General features: G+C 54.7%; 20 protein-coding genes. 7 read left to right on the plus strand and 13 right to left on the minus strand.

From position 1 onward, the window contains the following. Positions 1-46 precede the first annotated feature (46 nt). Complete coding sequence (locus tag B9A24_RS11970; protein ID WP_084446154.1) at positions 47-235, minus strand: hypothetical protein; 189 nt, start codon at positions 233-235, stop codon at positions 47-49. 129 nt (positions 236-364) lie between these two features. On the opposite strand from B9A24_RS11970, the gene B9A24_RS11975 reads away from it, so the two are divergent. The 5 genes from B9A24_RS11975 to B9A24_RS11995 all read left to right on the plus strand — a co-directional run bounded on the left by B9A24_RS11975 (position 365) and on the right by B9A24_RS11995 (position 4,356). Further along, entirely contained in the window at positions 365-625 is a 261-nt protein-coding gene (locus B9A24_RS11975; protein WP_317044242.1) for a hypothetical protein, read from the plus strand. An 11-nt stretch (positions 626-636) separates the two neighbouring features. After that, positions 637-1,365, plus strand: coding sequence for a hypothetical protein (locus tag B9A24_RS11980; RefSeq protein WP_084446157.1), 729 nt, complete (start codon positions 637-639; stop codon positions 1,363-1,365). Between the two features lie 57 nt (positions 1,366-1,422). Continuing rightward, complete coding sequence (locus tag B9A24_RS11985) at positions 1,423-2,868, plus strand: SHOCT domain-containing protein (protein ID WP_084446158.1); 1,446 nt, start codon at positions 1,423-1,425, stop codon at positions 2,866-2,868. Between the two features lie 134 nt (positions 2,869-3,002). Then, positions 3,003-4,004, plus strand: coding sequence for a DUF3089 domain-containing protein (locus B9A24_RS11990; RefSeq protein ID WP_159452036.1), 1,002 nt, complete (start codon positions 3,003-3,005; stop codon positions 4,002-4,004). Positions 4,005-4,038: 34 nt separating this feature from the next. After that, positions 4,039-4,356 (plus strand): hypothetical protein, encoded by a 318-nt coding sequence (locus tag B9A24_RS11995; RefSeq protein ID WP_084446162.1) that lies wholly within the window; start codon positions 4,039-4,041, stop codon positions 4,354-4,356. Positions 4,357-4,410: 54 nt separating this feature from the next. On the opposite strand, the gene tsf is transcribed toward B9A24_RS11995, so the two are convergent. The 9 genes from tsf to recA form a co-directional block, all read right to left on the minus strand. Continuing rightward, entirely contained in the window at positions 4,411-5,247 is an 837-nt protein-coding gene (tsf, locus tag B9A24_RS12000; protein ID WP_084446164.1) for a translation elongation factor Ts, read from the minus strand. 163 nt (positions 5,248-5,410) lie between these two features. Beyond that, positions 5,411-6,178 (minus strand): 30S ribosomal protein S2, encoded by a 768-nt coding sequence (gene rpsB, locus B9A24_RS12005; protein ID WP_084446166.1) that lies wholly within the window; start codon positions 6,176-6,178, stop codon positions 5,411-5,413. An 18-nt stretch (positions 6,179-6,196) separates the two neighbouring features. Further along, entirely contained in the window at positions 6,197-6,583 is a 387-nt protein-coding gene (rpsI, locus tag B9A24_RS12010; RefSeq protein WP_084446168.1) for a 30S ribosomal protein S9, read from the minus strand. A 39-nt stretch (positions 6,584-6,622) separates the two neighbouring features. Next, positions 6,623-7,075: a 50S ribosomal protein L13 gene (gene rplM, locus B9A24_RS12015; protein ID WP_084446170.1), complete on the minus strand. Its 453-nt coding sequence runs from the start codon at positions 7,073-7,075 to the stop codon at positions 6,623-6,625. 255 nt (positions 7,076-7,330) lie between these two features. Then, positions 7,331-8,044, minus strand: coding sequence for an RluA family pseudouridine synthase (locus tag B9A24_RS12020; RefSeq protein WP_084446172.1), 714 nt, complete (start codon positions 8,042-8,044; stop codon positions 7,331-7,333). Positions 8,045-8,127: 83 nt separating this feature from the next. Continuing rightward, entirely contained in the window at positions 8,128-9,201 is a 1,074-nt protein-coding gene (locus B9A24_RS12025; protein ID WP_084446174.1) for a sensor histidine kinase, read from the minus strand. 136 nt (positions 9,202-9,337) lie between these two features. Further along, a complete protein-coding gene (locus B9A24_RS12030) occupies positions 9,338-10,039 on the minus strand; it encodes a response regulator (protein ID WP_084446176.1) in 702 nt (233 codons plus the stop codon). A gap of 103 nt (positions 10,040-10,142) precedes the next feature. Then, on the minus strand, positions 10,143-10,979 hold the full coding sequence (locus B9A24_RS12035; RefSeq protein ID WP_084446178.1) for a DUF3108 domain-containing protein: 837 nt from the start codon (positions 10,977-10,979) through the stop codon (positions 10,143-10,145). 246 nt (positions 10,980-11,225) lie between these two features. After that, positions 11,226-12,305, minus strand: a complete 1,080-nt coding sequence (gene recA, locus B9A24_RS12040) for a recombinase RecA (protein ID WP_084446179.1) — start codon at positions 12,303-12,305, stop codon at positions 11,226-11,228. Positions 12,306-12,506: 201 nt separating this feature from the next. Between recA and B9A24_RS12045 the strand changes: the two genes are divergently transcribed. Then, the gene (locus tag B9A24_RS12045; RefSeq protein WP_143434917.1) at positions 12,507-13,685 is read left to right on the plus strand and encodes a hypothetical protein; all 1,179 of its coding nucleotides are present in this window, start codon (positions 12,507-12,509) and stop codon (positions 13,683-13,685) included. Positions 13,686-13,706: 21 nt separating this feature from the next. Here B9A24_RS12045 and B9A24_RS12050 read toward each other — a convergent pair whose 3' ends face one another. Further along, complete coding sequence (locus B9A24_RS12050; protein ID WP_084446184.1) at positions 13,707-14,264, minus strand: GNAT family N-acetyltransferase; 558 nt, start codon at positions 14,262-14,264, stop codon at positions 13,707-13,709. 176 nt (positions 14,265-14,440) lie between these two features. Between B9A24_RS12050 and B9A24_RS12055 the strand changes: the two genes are divergently transcribed. After that, the gene (locus tag B9A24_RS12055; RefSeq protein ID WP_084446186.1) at positions 14,441-15,325 is read left to right on the plus strand and encodes an SDR family NAD(P)-dependent oxidoreductase; all 885 of its coding nucleotides are present in this window, start codon (positions 14,441-14,443) and stop codon (positions 15,323-15,325) included. Between the two features lie 98 nt (positions 15,326-15,423). On the opposite strand, the gene B9A24_RS12060 is transcribed toward B9A24_RS12055, so the two are convergent. Together B9A24_RS12060 and B9A24_RS12065 are read right to left on the minus strand one after the other, a co-directional pair. Beyond that, on the minus strand, positions 15,424-15,879 hold the full coding sequence (locus B9A24_RS12060; protein ID WP_084446187.1) for a hypothetical protein: 456 nt from the start codon (positions 15,877-15,879) through the stop codon (positions 15,424-15,426). Positions 15,880-15,995: 116 nt separating this feature from the next. Next, entirely contained in the window at positions 15,996-16,961 is a 966-nt protein-coding gene (locus B9A24_RS12065) for an AAA family ATPase (protein WP_084446189.1), read from the minus strand. Positions 16,962-17,066 lie beyond the last annotated feature (105 nt).

The following is a 17,066-nucleotide window of genomic DNA, read 5'->3' on the forward strand; positions in this document are numbered from 1 at the left end:
CAGAGTTATTCTGGGGGGCTTTTCTATAGCTCGCTTCTACTGCGGTTTAATCTTTAGTGAGTTTCTTGCGGCCCGAGCCGCTTTTCTTGCCACCGCCATCCTGCTTATTCACGGTGGACCAAGCCCGACGCTCGGCCTCGTCTTCCGACAAGCCTTGCTTTTCGTAGCTTTCTTCGATGTGTTCGGCCTGACGTTTCTGCTTGTCAGTGTAGGCCGATTTATCTCCTTGTGGCATGATAAAAAAGGTTAGAGGGGAGAAGAAGGGGTGGCAGAGCGGTATACAAGCACTTGGTGTCCGGTGGTTGCCTGCCAGTGCGGGTCATTGTTGGACGTAGGCTTCTTATCTTCGCCTGTTCGTCAGAAAATGCCCCCAGCCATGCGCCACGTAGCCGATATTCCGCACCCGGAAGCCAAAATCACCCTTTTTTCCTGGAATGGAAAGTACCTCATTAAGCTGGAAAAAGGTCCGCTGGAGCAAACCTATAAAGTGAGCGAAATGGACCTGACCGGCGGCGACGCCGAGGTACGCACCCTCCTCGATGAAGAGTTTCTGCAGGCCGCCGTGCGACGCTTCGACCACATGTACCAGGATCTGCACGCCACCTTCGTGCGCCACGACATTTAACCTGGCATCCTATGAAAAAAATAGTTACCATATGGCTCCTGGGGGGCATTTTGGGGCTGCTGGCCCAGCCTGCTCTGGCCCAGCTCTACGACGTGCGAGCCGGCAACGTCAGTTTCGAGCGCAAAGAGCGGGAAGCGCTGAAAGTACAGGTAGATGGCACCGCCCAATGGACGCGCGACTACTGGCAGGCCTGGCTCAAAGACACATATAACATTCGCCTTAAGGGCGACGGTACTTTTGGCGTGGGCAAAAAAGACCTTTTGGTGGCCAAGCAAGCCCAGGTTTCCAGCGTATCGGGCAAGCTGATTGACTTATACTCCAGCGTAATAGCCCCGGCCGACACCGTAGCCGAGCTGGCCGTGTGGGCAACACTGGGGGGCAATTCTTTCCTGATGGCCGACCAAACGCCCTCCGAGTACGCGGCCTTGCGCACGATGGTGCAAAGCTTCGCGGCGGCGGCCCGCATCAAAGCCTACAAAGACCAGATAACCGAAGCCGAGAAGCAAGTGAAGGAGGCCGAAAAAGAGCGGGAGAAGCTGGAAAAAGACATTTTAAGTCTGCAAGCCAACACCACGAGCAACCTTGCGCGCATGGAGGCGCTGCAAAAGCAAAACGTAGAAAACACCCTCAAAGCCCGCCAGGACTCGGTGAAATTAGTAACTAATGCCCAGCAGCTGGAGTTTCGCAAACTCCGCCTTGCGCGCCGGCGTGATCGTCTGACCACACTTGAACGTAAGTAGGTAGCAAATGCGTTTTACCGTTGCTTTTTGCCGCGGACTATTTGCCGCTTTTGCCCTATGGAAAACGAGCCTTCTGCCCTTGCTACGCTACGCCAGCTGAAAGAATGGCTGGATGCGGGCGCTATCACGCCCACCGAATTTGAGGTGTTGAAACGCAAGCTGCTCTTCAGTGATGAAAAGAGCGAACTAGCATCGGCCGCGCCAGCGCCACCCGTAGCCACGCCGGTTCCACCAACTGTTCCTGCTGCCACCGTTCCGCCGCCCCCCACTGTGGTGCCTGCTCCTGAGCCGCTGCCCCCGCCGCCGCCTTCATGGGACTTCAAGCACGACCCGACCGTCACGATTGGGCCGGTAGAAGACCCGTGGCTGCCCCCGATGACGTCGGCCGGGCCCCGAACAGAGTCCACGCCACCCCCGGCAGCTTCGGTTCCGCCCGTATTGCCACCTGTTACACCTGTGGTGCCTGTGCCACCTAAAGAACCCACGCGCGAGCAAAGACCAGCCCCACCCAAACGGCCGGCACCACCAATCGACACTTTCACCCAACCCGTACAAATGGTGAAAGTGGGCACCTCGTCTTACCGCGACGCTGATTCTCTCACGCCCGCCGAGCAGCCGATGGCCGAGAGTCGTCGCCCGCGCCTAGCAGCCCCGCCAGCCTCCACCCGCAGCCCGCTGACTACCGCCCTCATCGTGGGGGGCATTCTGGCCCTGCTCGCGCTGATTGCTTACCTGATGATGGATAATCGGGAGTCGGAACATCTCACCAGCCTTTCCCGCGCTGGTGCCGATACGGTTAGCGTGGTGCCGGAGGTTGGCCCTCAGGCTCAGGCCGAACAGGCGACCGTGCCACCCGTGGTTGATACCGATACGGCGCGCGTGACACCAGCCCTGCCAGCCACTCGCCCGGCCGCCGCAGTTGATTCCGTGCGCCGTACACCTGCTACACCCGCTGTGAGTTCTCCTCCGCCTATTGCGGAGCCGGAGGTAGTTGCTGCCCCAAATGCTACGCCACCCGCATCCGCTCCTGTTGTTGAGGATGATAGTCAAGCTGCTCCCGTAGAGCCGCCACCAGTCGCCACCCCGGCATCAGGTGCTCGAGTCGGGGAGGTGGAAGCGCGGGTCCGCAGTGCGCTGAGTTCCTACTATGAAGATCTGAAAGCGCCGCCTTTCAACGCGGGGCAGCATTTTGCGCCTACCGTGGAGCGGTTCTACACCTTGCAGAATACTACACCAGCCGCCATCAGTGCAGAGCTAGATCGGTCGCACTTCCCGGAGTTTTTGCAAGGTGAAACGCAAGGGGTACCCGGCAGCCTCTCTATCAGCGAGCCGGTTCGGGATGGCTCACGAGTTGTCACCTATCTGGAAAAAAGTCGGGCGTTCCGCAAATCACGACAACAGCATCAGAACACTACGGCGCAAGTGCGCATCCGCTTTGACCGCGACTATAAAATTGTGTATCTGCGCCAGGAGCGACTACTGGAAAACACGTTTTCGGAGTAAATTTGTGCTTGGTTATATAGCACTTGGAGGCCTGCACCCCTGTGCGGCCCTTTTTCGTTTTTGCTCTTCGTGTAATGCTATTTTTTGTGTTAATGCACCGTTGCCGCCAACTCGGCTGTCTTCTATTATTGAGTGTGCTTTCTTCCTGTTTAGGCGTCATTAAGCCGGTTCGGAACTTCACAGCCTATAAGTCCGCTCCCGCGCCCGATTATGCGCAGCAGGCTAGTTGGGCGGCGCTACCCACCCACCGCGACTCCGCTGATGCAGTACCCAAAAACTCAGGCCTGCGCGACCAACAGGCTACCGCACCCGCCGATGTGTTTTTCATCCACCTCACGACGCTTATTCGTCCGCAAGGTTGGAATGGCGCCTCTACAGATCCTGCGCTAAATCTATTCACTGATCAGTTTAGTATTCGTCGCCAAGCCTCTGTTTTTAATGCTGCCGGTCGGATATATGCTCCCCGTTACCGCCAGGCAGCCTTATACAGCTTCTTCGACGCGGATAGTAGTGCCAATGCCCGTGCTGCCCTGGCCTTAGCGTATCAGGACGTAAAAACCGCTTTTCAGTATTACCTAGATCATTACAACCAAGGCCGCCCCATTATTCTGGCTGGCCACAGTCAGGGATCATTTCACGCCCAGCGCCTCCTCCACGACTTCTTCGACCAGGACCCTAAGCGCCGTGGCCAGCTAGTGGCTGCGTATCTGGTAGGCTTCAAAGTAAATCCGAATGCCTACCAAAACCTCCGTCCCTGCGAAGACTCTACTCAAACCAACTGCTTTATAAGCTGGAATACCGGCGAGTGGGGCTACAGCTACGAACCCTACCGCGACGCCCTGGCCATCAACCCGCTCACCTGGACTCGCGACACCGCCGCCGCGCCTGCGTCCTTGAATAGAGGCAGCGTACCCCAATCTTTTAACCGAATTGATAAAGAAGTGGCCGATGCCAAAGTGCACGATGGCGTGCTCTGGGTGCATCCACCGGCAACTTCGGGCTACCCACGCTTCCTCATCCCCGGCCGCCCTGAGCTACGACATTCTTTCCACATCGCCGATTATGGGCTGTACTATATGAATGTGCGCGAGAATGCCGTAGCGAGAGTACGAGCGTGGCAACAAGTCAATCAGTAATCAATCTTCAATGAAAAGGTATCTTACGCTACTAATGGCAGCAATTGGCGCCTTCACCATCTTAAAGCTTTTTTACGATACTTATCGCCTACAAAAAGATACCAGTGGGTACTTGGCTAACTGTGAAAATGTCAAAGTTGGGATGACTTTAGAGGCTGCGAAGAAGGTAATGGGAGACTACAACTACTATGAGCGTGCCAACCGAAGTGAGATATGGACATTTTATAACAACGAAAAAACAAAGCAGTACTTCTTGACTTATCCTGCTCCATTTGCAGCATCAGAAGGAACTTGGATTCACTTTGATCCACAAACTCAATTAGTAACTGGGGTGACTTGTGGAGAAAAATAAAAAGCCCCCCAGCAATCTGCTGGGGGGCTTTTTTATGGTCGAGGCTAAGAAAAATTAGCCACCAATAACTACACGCTTGAAGTCAGTTACCGTCATGCCTTTCTGCTTTTTGTCGAGCAGTTGAGCGATGGTTACTGAGTTATCTTTCACGAATTCCTGGTTCAGCAAGGTGTTATCCTTATAGAACTTATTCAGCTTGCCTTGCGCAATCTTCTCCAGCATAGCCTCGGGCTTGCCTTCGGCGCGCGCCTGCTCTTTGCCAATCTCGATTTCGCGCTCCACGGTAGCAGAGTCAACACCTTCTTTGTCGACGGCTACGGGCTTCATAGCTACGATCTGCATGGCCACGTCGCGGCCAACTTCCGTTACGTCGGCACCGGCTACATTCTTCAGGCCCACGAGTACACCTTTCTTGCTGTCGGAGTGGATGTAAGAAGCTACTTTCTCGGCCGTCAGCGTGGCGTAAGTTACGTCCAGCTTCTCACCGATTTTACCCATCAGGTCAGTGATGTGGTCTTGCAGGGTTAGGCCGTCGGCTTCTTTGGTTGCCAACAGGTCTTCCTTCGTGCCGGCGTTAGTGCGCACGGCCGCGTCCAGAATCTGCTGCGTCAACTCGCGGAAGTTAGCCACTTTAGCTACTGACTCAGTTTCGCAAGCCAAAGCAACCAGCTTACCAGCGGTGCCATCCTCGCTTACTTGTACCAACACTAAGCCTTCGGAAGTAGCATTGTCAGCACGCTTGTCAGCGATTTTCTGACCTTGCTTGCGCAGAATGTCACGAGCGGCTTCGAAATCGCCATCAGCCTCGGTCAGAGCCTTTTTGCAATCCATCATGCCCGCGCCAGTCATAGCGCGCAGCTTGTTCACGTCTTGGGCGGTAATTGCTGCCATTTCTTTAAAAATTAGGAGCTAGCTAAACGCTAGAAATTAGAATGTTATGTGGGGGTGTTCATACAAGAAGCTAGGAGTTAAGAGGAAGAAACAAAATCCGAGAGTTGGTTCAACCCACCGGATTCTATCTTCTATCTCTTAACTCCTAGCTTCTTCTAAACGCTTATTCGTCGGCGGCTTGCTTTTCCTTGATGCCTTCCTCTTCGGACTGCTTCTTGTCAGCTTCTTCCTTATCAACTTTGCGCTCCGACAGGCCTTCTTCGATAGCCTTGCTCACTGCACTTACGATGAGAGAGATAGACTTTGAGGCGTCGTCGTTGGCTGGAATTGGGAAGTCAACCAGCTCGGGGTTAGAGTTGGTATCGCACATGGCGAATACTGGTATCCCAAGCTTCTTAGCCTCTTTTACAGCAATGTGCTCACGCTTCACGTCGATTACGAACAGAGCAGCGGGCAGACGGCTCAGGTCGGCAACGCCACCTAGTACGCGCTCCAGTTTCTCCCGCTCGCGCGACATCATCAAACGCTCGCGCTTAGCCATTGCGGCATAAGCAGTATTCTCTTTTACCATCTTGTCGATGGTAGTCATCTTCTTCAGCGACTTACGAACCGTAGCGAAGTTGGTGAGCATGCCACCCAACCACCGGTCGGTTACAAAAGGCATCTTGAGGCGCTTGGCCTCTTCGGTTACAATCTCCTGAGCCTGCTTCTTGGTAGCAACAAACATTACCTTCCGACCGCTCTTGGCGATGTTGCGGATAGCGTTGGTAGCCTGATCCAGCGACGCGAGGGTTTTGTTCAGGTCAATGATATGGATGCCGTTCTTCTCCATGAAGATGTACGGCGCCATTTTTGGATCCCACTTGCGCGTAAGGTGACCAAAGTGGGCACCGGCGTCGAGCAGGTCTTTATAAGTGGTGGGCTGAGCCATGATAAATTTCCTCTGGTTTTAGCGTTTCGAGAACTGGAACGAGCGGCGGGCCTTACGCTTACCGAACTTCTTGCGCTCCACCATGCGGGGGTCGCGCGTCATGAAGCCTTCTTTCTTAAGAGCCGGCCGTGATTCGGCGTCCTCGCCTACCAGCGCTTTCGAAATGGCTAAGCGAATGGCTTCAGCTTGGGCCGAAATGCCACCACCACGCACATTTACTTTCACGTCGTACTGCCCGAGTTTCTCAAGCGTAGCGAAGGGCTGGTTCACGATGTTTTCCAGGAGTTCATTGCCGAAATAGGCCTTCATTTCCCGGTCATTGATAGTGATATTCCCTTGCCCGGCCTGCATGTAGATGCGGGCCACCGAGGTTTTTCTTCTACCAGAGGTGTTGGAGATTTCCATTAAAGAAAAGTTAGAAAAAAATACGCAAGCCGTCGTGGCTTACAGTTTGTTCAAAGTGGCCTCCACAGGCTGCTGGGCAGCGTGGGGGTGCTCGGCGCCCTCATATACGAACAGGCTGCGGAATTGCTCGCGGCCCAAACGGTTGTGAGGCAACATGCCGCGTACGGCGTGCTCAATCACACGAGTCGATGACTTTTCCATCACCTCACGCATAGTCTTGCGCTTTTGACCACCGGGATAACCCGAGTGCGAGATGTAGATTTTTTCAGTCATTTTCTTGCCCGTCACTCGCAGCTTGTCAGCATTGATAACGATAACCGAGTCGCCGCAATCGGAGTTGGGCGTGAACGAGGGCTTGTGCTTGCCGCGCAGGATGTTGGCAATCTGGCTGGCAACGCGACCCAGCGGGGCCACGCTGGCGTCAACGACAACCCAGCCCTTGTTGGCGTTGGCTTTGTTGACGGATTGCGTCTTGAAGCTCAGATGATCCATTGGGAAGAAGGTAAGCGGTTGGAAATGAGAATAGAACGAACCAAGGTTCGGGAAAAACGGACACAAAGTTACCGCCTTTCGATTGATATGCAAGGGTACCTGTGATATTTGTGCCTGAGTAGCACGTACTTTCAAGCATTGCTGCCATCGGTAAACGACTAATTGGTCTGCAGTAACACGGTCAGTAGTCGCTAAACGGCTAACCTGATTTATTTGCCTCCACGCCGAGTCTGCTTGCTGTAGGAAGCCATCAGGCTACTGGAGCTGACGCAAATTCTCCACCAGCACCCGAAAATCCTTCGGGTAGGGAGCTTCTACGGTCACACCTTCGCCATCAAGGCGAGCAAACGAAAGTTGAGCAGCATGCAAGGCAAAACGCTTGATAAATGGCTGTTCTTCTTCGCCCGTCTTCATGTTAAACTTCTTTTTTAGCGAGGACAAGAAGAACTCTTCACCCCCGTATAAAATGTCGTTTACGATGGGCGCCTGCAGGTACATCAGGTGCAGGCGTATCTGGTGCATCCGGCCCGTGACAGGTACGCATTGCACCAGCGTATGCTTAGCAAATGTCTCGAGGGTGGTGAAGTATGTTTCGGCGGCCTTGCCCTTGTAGGCCAGCCGGGCCTTGCCTTTGGTGGTCGTCTCGATGCTGCGGTCCACCAACTTATTATCGAAGTGATGCACGCCCCAGGCCAAGGCGTGATAGTTCTTTTTTACCTCCCGGTTCTCAAACTGCATGGACAGGTGGCGGTAGGCTTCCGGGTTTTTGGCCAGGGCCAGAGCGCCGGACGTTTCCTTGTCCAGGCGGTGGCAAGCCTGCATATCGGCGTGGTAGGCGCGGGCCATGCGCAGGATGTTGGGCGCGCCGCCCACGCGCTCGTCGAGCGTGGCCAGAAAAGGCGGCTTATTGATGACGATGTAGTCGTCGTCCTCGAACAGAATAAGGTCTTGGAAATCGGGCTGCTTCATAACGGGCCGCAAAGGTACGGGTTAGGAAGTTTGGAAGGGGGAAAGCGGCCGCCGGATGGTGCAGCCGGACTGGATTCAAATGCTCAGCTTTCCTGCTTTTTCCCTTCCCCCACCGGCTGGCGCGGCCGGGCCAGCTTAAACTCCAGGGCCGTGCCCTGCCCCACCTCGCTACGCACCCGGATGGTGGATTTGTGGGCCTCCACGATGTGCTTGCTGATGGCTAGGCCCAGGCCCGAGCCGCCCGAGTCGCGGGAGCGGCTTTTGTCGATGCGGTAGAAACGCTCAAAAATGCGGCTCTGGTGCTGCTTCGCAATGCCCTCGCCATCGTCGCGGACGGATACCCGGACGGCTTTGGCTGTTTCTGTTAGCGTAACGGTTACGTGGCCGGCCTCGCGACCATATTTCACGGCATTGTCAACCAGATTGACTAATACCTGTCGGATGCGGTTGCGGTCGGCGAGCACCAAAATGCCCCCCGCTGGCTCATTGGACAGTGCCAGCTCCAGCGCAACCTGCCGTTGAGCGGCTTTTGACTCTAACTGCTCAAATATTTCGCGCACTAGTTCGGCCAAGTCGAATGCTTGCCGCCGCATGCGAACCACGCCTTTTTCAATCTGCGAGATGGTCACAAGGTCCTGTACCAGTGCGTCGAGCGTATCGAGGCTGGTCGCGGCTTTCTTGAGGAATTTCTGCCGCAGAAAATCGTCATCCATGTCGCCATCCAACACAGTGTGCAGAAAGCCTTGGGCGGCAAAAATGGGCGTCTTTAACTCGTGCGATACGTCGGCTAGGAATTCCCGACGGAGCGTTTGCAAACGCTTTAGTTCGTCTATTTCCTGCTGTTTGCGCTCGGCCATTTGCAGAATCTCCTCGCGCATGCGTTTCAGCGGCTCGGGCCGAAACAGAAATTTGTTTGACAGCTTCCGGAATTCTTTCCGCTTAACGTTTTCCAGGCCAGCGTATATGTTATTGATTTCGCGAAAAATCAACGCCTCAAACGACAGATACACCAGCAGAAAGCAGGCCGCCACGGTGATGCCCGCGGCCAAAAAAGCCTGCTGAAACGGCAGCGTCGGCACCGTCCAGGCAAACGTGACGAGCACCGCTGCCACGAGCAAGGCAATCAGAATGGCAATCGAGCGGGAAGAGAAATCCATGTCATTTAACAGTTATCAATTAACATTTAACAGTTGTTCTTTCGTCTATCTGTTCACCTAGCCTGCTATCTGACTTACGCCAGCCGGGTCAGCCAAAACGCCTGTTAAATGTTAATTGATAACTGTTGAATGACACTTACTCATCGATATTAAACTTATAGCCCACGCCCTTAATGGTTTGGATGTGGTGGTCGCCGACTTTCTCGCGCACTTTGCGCACATGTACATCTACGGTACGGGCCAGTACGAACACATCATTGCCCCAGATATTCTGGAGCAGCTCTTCGCGGCCGAAAACCTTATGAGGCGAAGCTGCCAGAAAAGAAAGCAACTCAAATTCCTTTTTAGGCAATGATATTTTGCGACCATCCTGATACACGGCAAATCCCGTGCGGTCGATGCGCAAACCATTTATTTCAATAGTGTCCAACACTACCTGTGGGTCTTTGTCGCGGCGGACGAAGGCGGCTAGGCGGCCCATCAGGGCGCGGGGCTTGATGGGCTTGGCGATGAAGTCGTCGGCACCGGCCTCGAAGGCGGCTACTTCCGAAAACTCCTCGGCGCGAGCCGTTAGGAAAATGATATAGGTGTCCTTGAACTTCGGCAAGGTGCGTAGCTGCCGACAGGTGTCAATACCGTCGAGTTGAGGCATCATGACGTCGAGCAGGACGATGTCGGGCTCGAACTGGGGGGCAATTTCCAAGGCTTTGCGGCCGTCGGGGGCGGTAGCTACGTCGTAGCCTTCCTTGCGCAGGTTGTACTCCAGCAGTTCCACGATGTCCGGGTCATCATCGACTACCAGGATTTTGTAAGCAGTAGGGGCGGCAGTTGGTTGCACAGGGCGGAGGGTTGAGTCAGGAGATACTGTCGACTACAAAATTACCGTTTGCCGGGGCCAACCTATGTTACCTTTTTGTGAACTACTTCTGCAAGTGGTCTGCTCAAGGATTGGCCCCAGCGCGAGCCACCACATTCAGGCGATGCTTTAGCCCCTGATACTTATACATATCCACTTTCACGGCTCCCACAAACATCTCAGCCTGAATGAGAACCGGAATCTTGTTGCGGTCGTCGGAAAGGTAAACAGAAATGCCATCCTCCCCGCGGAAAAGCTTATTGGGGGGCATTTTGGGCACCAAGCGGATGGCACGGATAATACCGGCCTTGGTCTCTACGGTCTCGCGGCCCCTGTACACCACGTCCATGTTGTACACTTCATTGCTGAAAAAACCCTGTACCCGGATGACCTCGCCCACGCGGCGCTGATCGTAGTTGAGCGTTCGCAGAAAGTAGAAGCCACTGACTAGATCCTGCACATTCTCAGGTATTTTGTAGGTGCCACGCTTCACGGGGTCCTTTTCCTTCTTGCGCGACTCCACGCTGGCCATATTCTTAAAATGATCGAAATCAACGGTTTCGCGCTTGCGGTAGGTGTTCTCCTCAATGTTGCGGTAAAAGCGCTGAGGCAGGATGCTGGTCGTGTCGATGTGGGTGCGCCAGGTGTCGCGAACGCGCAGAAAGAAGTCGAAGGAGCCCAGGGTGCGGCCCGTTACGGTGGCCTGGTAGCAAGGGCGGTCGTTGATGCGCTGCAAAGAGCTGGATACCTCAATGGTAGCTTCCGCCGCGTTTATTAGTCCGTAATGCACTTTGTAGTGCATTTTCTCGCCCTTCACAAAGCTTGTATTCTTAATAGCGCGCGACCCATCAGCTGGCTGCCAGGCAAGCAACGCCAATAAAGGCAGCAGAAGCGGAAATAGCAGAAACCAGCGGCAAGTCATGAAGGGCAAACCAAAAAGTGATTCAATTGACACTAAGTCAAATGAAATGCCAGCAAATATATCCTTAACCCCACAAAAGACCGGCGGGGCAAGACAACGGGAAACATCAGCACTTAAAAACGAGTTGCACGACGGCGCGGATTGCAGCTAACACTTAACGGCTTGGGAACATAGCTTATTGCTAAACAAAAAAGCCCCCCAGATGAGTTCTGGGGGGCTTTTTAAGTTTGCAAAAAGTCAGAAAGCCTAGTCGTCGTCGTCGTCAGTCGATTCGTCGGTAGGAATGGCAGCCAGCGCGGCGGCCGGCTCACCTTTCACCATTGCCCGAATCTTGGCCTCGATTTCGTCGGCCAGCTCAGGGTTGTCGTGCAGAATGGTTTTCACGCCCTCACGGCCCTGGCCCAAACGGTCGCCGTTGTAGCTAAACCAAGAGCCCGACTTCGCGATGATGTTCATATCAACGCCCAGGTCGAGAATCTCGCCGACTTTGGAAATACCCTCGCCGTAGATGATGTCAAACTCCACCACTTTAAAGGGCGGCGCCACTTTGTTTTTGACCACCTTCACCTTGGTGCGGTTGCCGGTCACGTTGTCTTTGTCTTCCTTGATCTGGCCGATACGGCGGATATCCAAGCGCACGGAGGCGTAAAACTTCAGGGCATTACCGCCGGTCGTGGTTTCGGGCGTACCGAACATCACGCCGATTTTCTCGCGGAGCTGGTTGATGAAGATGCAGCAGCAGCCGGTCTTGTTGATGGTGCCGGTGAGCTTGCGCAGAGCCTGGCTCATCAGGCGGGCGTGCAAGCCTACTTTCGAGTCGCCCATGTCGCCCTCCAGCTCGCTTTTGGGCACCAGGGCGGCCACCGAGTCAATCACGATAATGTCGATAGCGCCGCTGGAAATAAGCTGATCGGCGATTTCGAGGGCTTGCTCGCCGTTGTCGGGCTGCGAAATGAGCAGGTTTTCGGTGTTGATGCCCAGCTTCTCGGCGTAGGCGCGGTCGAAGGCGTGCTCGGCGTCGATGAATGCAGCCATGCCGCCTTTCTTCTGGGCTTCGGCAATGCAGTGCAGGGTAAGCGTGGTTTTACCGCTCGACTCCGGACCATAGATCTCTACAACCCGGCCGCGGGGCAAACCACCGATGCCAAGGGCAATGTCCAGCCCGAGCGAGCCGGTGCTGATAGCAGGAATATCAACGACTTTGTTGTCGCTCAACTTCATGACGGTGCCTTTGCCGTAGCTTTTGTCCAGCTTATCCAGCGTGAGCTGGAGGGCTTTCATTTTTTCGGCGTTGGCGTTGACAACTTTGTCAGTGGATGCAGCCATTAGAATGGGGTTGGGGTATAAATGCTTAGGTTTGGTGAAATTAGGCTTTTTAGGCCGTTTTTACAACTGTAAGAGCCGCTTTGTAAGGGGTGCTAACAGCTACTTTGGGTTGGCTTTAGGTAACATGAGGAGGCTATATTTTGTGCCCGCAATGCTAAAAAAATTTGCTGATTCTGGGAAAAATAAATAATGCTAAAATTTTTGTCAAAGGTAGTCATTGATACCCAGATCAAACCGAATTTTTGGCGAGTATCCGGCCTGCTTTTTAGTCTGTTGCTAAACAGTTTTTCGGTTGTTGCCCAGCTCGATAATCACGCTTTTCAGTACTCACTGCCTGTTAAGCCCGAATACGAAGGCCAGCTTCGCGTGGCCGTGCAGGCATTCCTTTTTTCCAAGGATAACGAGTATTTCAACAAAATAGACGAGGGCCGAACCTATTACGGTACCCAGCTGGCGCCGCGCCTCGTGTATTTTCCTAACGCCAACATTCGGCTGGAGGCCGGCATTTTTTTATATAAAGACTACGGCACGTCGCGCCTGCGGCAGGTGCGGCCCGTGTTTACGGCCAAGTACCAAAATGGTCCCCACAGCCTGCTATTCGGTAATATCGAGGGGCACTTGCAGCACGGCTACATTGAGCCGCTGTTTGATTTTGAGCGCGTGATGACTAACCGGTTGGAAGAAGGCATGCAGTACAAGCTGCAAACCGACCGCGTGAAGCTGGATGCGTGGGTTGACTGGCAGCGGCAACAGTACCGGTTCAGCAACTTCCAGGAGCAGGTAGCGGGTGGCCTCACCTCCGAAATCACGGCTTACCAGGATTCGGCGGGCTGGCGGCTGGGCGTGGTGCCGTTGCAATTTCTGGCCATTCATCGTGGGGGGCAAATTGATACGATTGCCACCCCGCTCCAAACCATTTTCAACTTCGCTACCGGCCTGCGAGTGCGGCGCAAACTGCCACTAGGCTTTGTGCAGGCCCTGCATTTTGATGGGTACGTTACGCGCTTCACCGACTACTCATTTACCGAAGTCCTTCCCTATGACAAAGGCAACGGCCTGTACCTGAACGCGGGCGTGAATACGCGCCTCTCCAATATTATGCTCAGCTATTGGTCGGGCAATGGCTTTTTCGCGCCCCAGGGCGGACGGCTGTACCAATCCATTTCCAGCACCGTCAACAATTCCGATTTCACCCAGCGCCGCCGCGAGCTGCTTATTCTGCGCATGTTCAGCGACTTCCATTTGCCCGGCAACGTCATTCTGACGACGCGCTTCGAGCCATTCTATGACTTCAGACGCCGGCAGATAGAGTTTTCCTTCGGCGCTTATCTGAATTTCAACCAGGAGTTTATCCTGACTACCCTGCGTCGGGCCGACTGAAGGCCCCGAGCGAGTAGAGTGCTAAGAACGATCTAGCGCGAAGTATAGAATTTCAGACTTCTTCTCCGATGCGCGCGCAGGCCACAGGCGCGGTCGTGGGGGCAGAAGCCGGAAGCCGCCCGCTATGGCCACCGCGTAGCTGCGCGGATTATTCGCGCGGCATCGAATGATGAGACGGTCAGCGTTGATGATAGGACTAAAGCCCAGCTTCACGGCCGCCATTAGCGCCTCACGAGCGTAGCCCTGCCCTTGGGCTTCGAGGGCCAGATAATAGCCGATTTCGGCCGTTACCGTTTTCGCCCAGGTAGGCTTCAAACTAATGTCGCCCAGGTATTGCCCCCCAGCCGTGTGCCAGATGCCCAGCACGAACATCCGCTTGGTGTGCCAGTCCTGCTCGAATGATTCCAGAATGCGGCCCGCGTCGGCGAGAGTGTGAACCGCAGCTAGCCGGGCTGGGAAAGCTTCCTCCAAGCGGTTCCGGTCCTTTGCAAGCACGGCAAAAAACAGGGCTTCATCGGACGGTACATAGGGCCGCAACATGAGGCGAGGCGTGAGCAGGGGCAGGTCGGCGGCGGACATAAGTCGTCGGAAGCGAGGCAGGCTTACCTACGCGCAAACAAGGCTGATGGATGATAGAGGTAGGGCATTAGTAACTCTGGGGGGCAAATCCCGTTTGTTTTAAACGATCAACAAATAAGTCGGAGGGGCCTTACCCTTCATTAGCTACCTATTACTCAACCTTACTCCTACATGCTATGAAAAGAAGACTGGAAGGCAAAGTAGCCATCGTAACCGGCGGCGGTGCCGGCATTGGCGAAGCTATCTGTAAGCGCTTTGCTCAGGAAGGCGCGGCCGTGGTAGTCGTGGGCCTCGACACGGACCCCGTGCGCGAGGTAGTGGATGATATTCAGGCCCGTGGCGGGCGGGCTATTGGTTTTTTGGGTGATATTTCCCGGCAGGAAGCCGCAGAAGAGTGCGTAAAGCTGGCCCTGCACGACTTTGGCAAGCTGGATATTCTGATTAACAATGCCGGCGTGTTTCCGGCCACCGCCGAGCTGGATAAGTACCCCGTGGAGGCCTTTGAATACATGATCAAACACAACATCTACTCTGTGTTCATGATGAGCCGCGCCGCGCTGCCTCACCTGCAAAAGAGTCGGGGCAATATCGTGTCGGCCGGCTCGGAGGCCGGGCAGATGGGCTCGCCCATGATTACGCCCTATGGTGGCACCAAGGCCTGGGTGATGACCTTCTCGCGCGGTTTGGCCGTGGAGCAGGCCAAGCACGGCGTCCGGGTAAACTGCGTCGGCCCCGGCCCGATCGACACGGCTTGGACGCATAAGGAAACGGGCCCAATGGACTCGAAAATGGAGAAAAATACCGTGAATGGCGTTCCGATGGGGCGGCGCGGCACCCCGGAAGAAGTAGCTAACGTGTATCTGTTTCTGGCTTCCGACGAGGCTAGCTACGTGACGGGTGCCACCTACTTCGTGGATGGCGGCGTAACGCTTTCTAAAAGCCTGTCAGGTGAGGAAGTGCCCGCCCACCTGAAGAAAGAGCCCACCGACGGCCTCCACCTCCAGCACGAAAAGGACGGCCACACCAAAGTAAAGTCGGAATACCAAGCGAAGATGCAGTAAGCTGAGCTACAGTCTTCCCGGATAGTTTACAACAAAAAAAGCCCCCTAGAACAGTCTGGGGGGTTTTTTTGTTGTAGAGAAGATAAAAAAGCAATTGCCTACTTCTTGGGGCCGACCTGAAGGCTGGTACTGGCAGCAGCCGGGTGCTGGTACTGCAAGGGGCTGCCCAGGGCCTGCTGAATACGCATCACATTGACCTGCCGGGCAGCTTCGTTGAAAAACTCCAGCCGGCGAATAAGCATTTCCTTCACCAGCATACGCCCCTCAGGCGTGCGCATGATGGATTTCTTGTCTTCCAACAGGCGGCGCATAATGCCTTCCGTCTCCGACTCGTGGCGCATGTACTGGTCGCGGAACTCAGCCAGACGAGCCAAACCCTCGGTGGTGAGGCGGTACTGCGCGCCACCCTGGTTTAGCACCTCACTGAGCACGTATACTTCCAGCGGCAGGGAGGTGGCCAGCGTAGTAGTGCGCAAATCGAGGCCCGCCTGCAACGCATCCAGAATAATAGCAATGTTGCGCTCGAATTGCTGGTAATAACCGGAAGCTTCCATTATTTCAATTAACGGTTAATATTTATCATTTAACAGCCTTGCTGGCGTTTCATTTAACATTTAAAGGAATCTTGGCTGGTTGATAGCCACCTGTTAAATGTTACTTGTTAAATGACTTAAAGGAGTTCTTTTACAATCTGCTCCACCGAAATGCCTTCGGCTTCCGCTTTGAAATTACGAACCAGGCGGTGCCGTAGAATAGGCAGCGCTACGGCCCGCACGTCCTCGATATCGGGCGAGTATTTGCCGTTGAGCAAGGCGTTGCATTTAGCCCCCACAATGAGGTGCTGCGAGGCCCGCGGCCCGGCGCCCCACTCCAGCAGTTGCGTAGCCCGCGCCGCGCCCCGATCCGTATTCGGGCGGGTTTTGTGCACCAGGCTCACGGCGTATTCTACCACATTGTCGGCCACGGGTACGCGGCGCACCAAATGCTGAAACGCTTGAATGTCATCGCCGTGCAATATTTTGCTCACCGTGGGGCGATGGTCAGACGTCGTGTTTTTCACGATTTGCAGCTCGGCCTCATAGCTGGGATAGCCCAGCTGAATATTGAACATGAAGCGGTCGAGTTGGGCTTCGGGCAGGGGATAGGTGCCTTCCTGCTCAATCGGGTTCTGGGTGGCCAGCACGAAGAAAGGCCGCTCCAGCGGGTAGCGCTGCCCGGCCACCGTTACCGAATATTCCTGCATGCTTTCCAGCAACGCCGCCTGCGTTTTGGGTGGTGTCCGGTTAATCTCATCGGCCAGCACTATGTTGGCAAATACAGGTCCTTTCACAAAATGAAAATCCCGCTGCTGGTTCATGGTTTCCGAGCCCACGATGTCGGAAGGCATCAGGTCAGGAGTGAACTGAATGCGGTTGAACGAGAGGTCTAGTGAGTCGGCAATGGTCTGGATGAGCAGGGTTTTGGCCAGGCCCGGTACACCTACCAGCAAGCAATGACCCTGCGAAAACACGGCCGTAAGCACCAGGCGTACTACCTCATCCTGACCAATAATAATTTTGCCGATTTCCTGCCGCAGGGCTTGGTAAGACTGGGCCAGCGCGTCGGCAGCTTCTTTATCGGAAGAGAAATTTCGCATGTAAGGGTAGGGGAGACATGAGTACAAAGAAGTGAGAGGCGAGACTTTGTTTTGATAGCACGTCAGAACAAAGTCTCGCCTCTCACTTCTCTGCACTCGCTTCTA

The organism is Hymenobacter roseosalivarius DSM 11622 (genome assembly GCF_900176135.1).
Classification (GTDB): domain Bacteria; phylum Bacteroidota; class Bacteroidia; order Cytophagales; family Hymenobacteraceae; genus Hymenobacter; species Hymenobacter roseosalivarius.

Coding starts and splice junctions, on each gene's coding strand:
- B9A24_RS12065 (WP_084446189.1), bottom strand. CDS start 16,961: ATGCGAAATTTCTCTTCCGATAAAGAAGCTGCCGACGCGCTGGCCCAG.
- B9A24_RS12055 (WP_084446186.1), top strand. CDS start 14,441: ATGAAAAGAAGACTGGAAGGCAAAGTAGCCATCGTAACCGGCGGCGGT.
- B9A24_RS12050 (WP_084446184.1), bottom strand. CDS start 14,264: ATGTCCGCCGCCGACCTGCCCCTGCTCACGCCTCGCCTCATGTTGCGG.
- rplM (WP_084446170.1), bottom strand. CDS start 7,075: ATGGATCATCTGAGCTTCAAGACGCAATCCGTCAACAAAGCCAACGCC.
- B9A24_RS12060 (WP_084446187.1), bottom strand. CDS start 15,879: ATGGAAGCTTCCGGTTATTACCAGCAATTCGAGCGCAACATTGCTATT.
- B9A24_RS11980 (WP_084446157.1), top strand. CDS start 637: ATGAAAAAAATAGTTACCATATGGCTCCTGGGGGGCATTTTGGGGCTG.
- recA (WP_084446179.1), bottom strand. CDS start 12,305: ATGGCTGCATCCACTGACAAAGTTGTCAACGCCAACGCCGAAAAAATG.
- B9A24_RS11970 (WP_084446154.1), bottom strand. CDS start 235: ATGCCACAAGGAGATAAATCGGCCTACACTGACAAGCAGAAACGTCAG.
- B9A24_RS12020 (WP_084446172.1), bottom strand. CDS start 8,044: ATGAAGCAGCCCGATTTCCAAGACCTTATTCTGTTCGAGGACGACGAC.
- rpsB (WP_084446166.1), bottom strand. CDS start 6,178: ATGGCTCAGCCCACCACTTATAAAGACCTGCTCGACGCCGGTGCCCAC.
- B9A24_RS12025 (WP_084446174.1), bottom strand. CDS start 9,201: ATGGATTTCTCTTCCCGCTCGATTGCCATTCTGATTGCCTTGCTCGTG.
- B9A24_RS11985 (WP_084446158.1), top strand. CDS start 1,423: ATGGAAAACGAGCCTTCTGCCCTTGCTACGCTACGCCAGCTGAAAGAA.
- rpsI (WP_084446168.1), bottom strand. CDS start 6,583: ATGGAAATCTCCAACACCTCTGGTAGAAGAAAAACCTCGGTGGCCCGC.
- tsf (WP_084446164.1), bottom strand. CDS start 5,247: ATGGCAGCAATTACCGCCCAAGACGTGAACAAGCTGCGCGCTATGACT.
- B9A24_RS12035 (WP_084446178.1), bottom strand. CDS start 10,979: ATGACTTGCCGCTGGTTTCTGCTATTTCCGCTTCTGCTGCCTTTATTG.
- B9A24_RS11995 (WP_084446162.1), top strand. CDS start 4,039: ATGGCAGCAATTGGCGCCTTCACCATCTTAAAGCTTTTTTACGATACT.
- B9A24_RS11975 (WP_317044242.1), top strand. CDS start 365: ATGCCCCCAGCCATGCGCCACGTAGCCGATATTCCGCACCCGGAAGCC.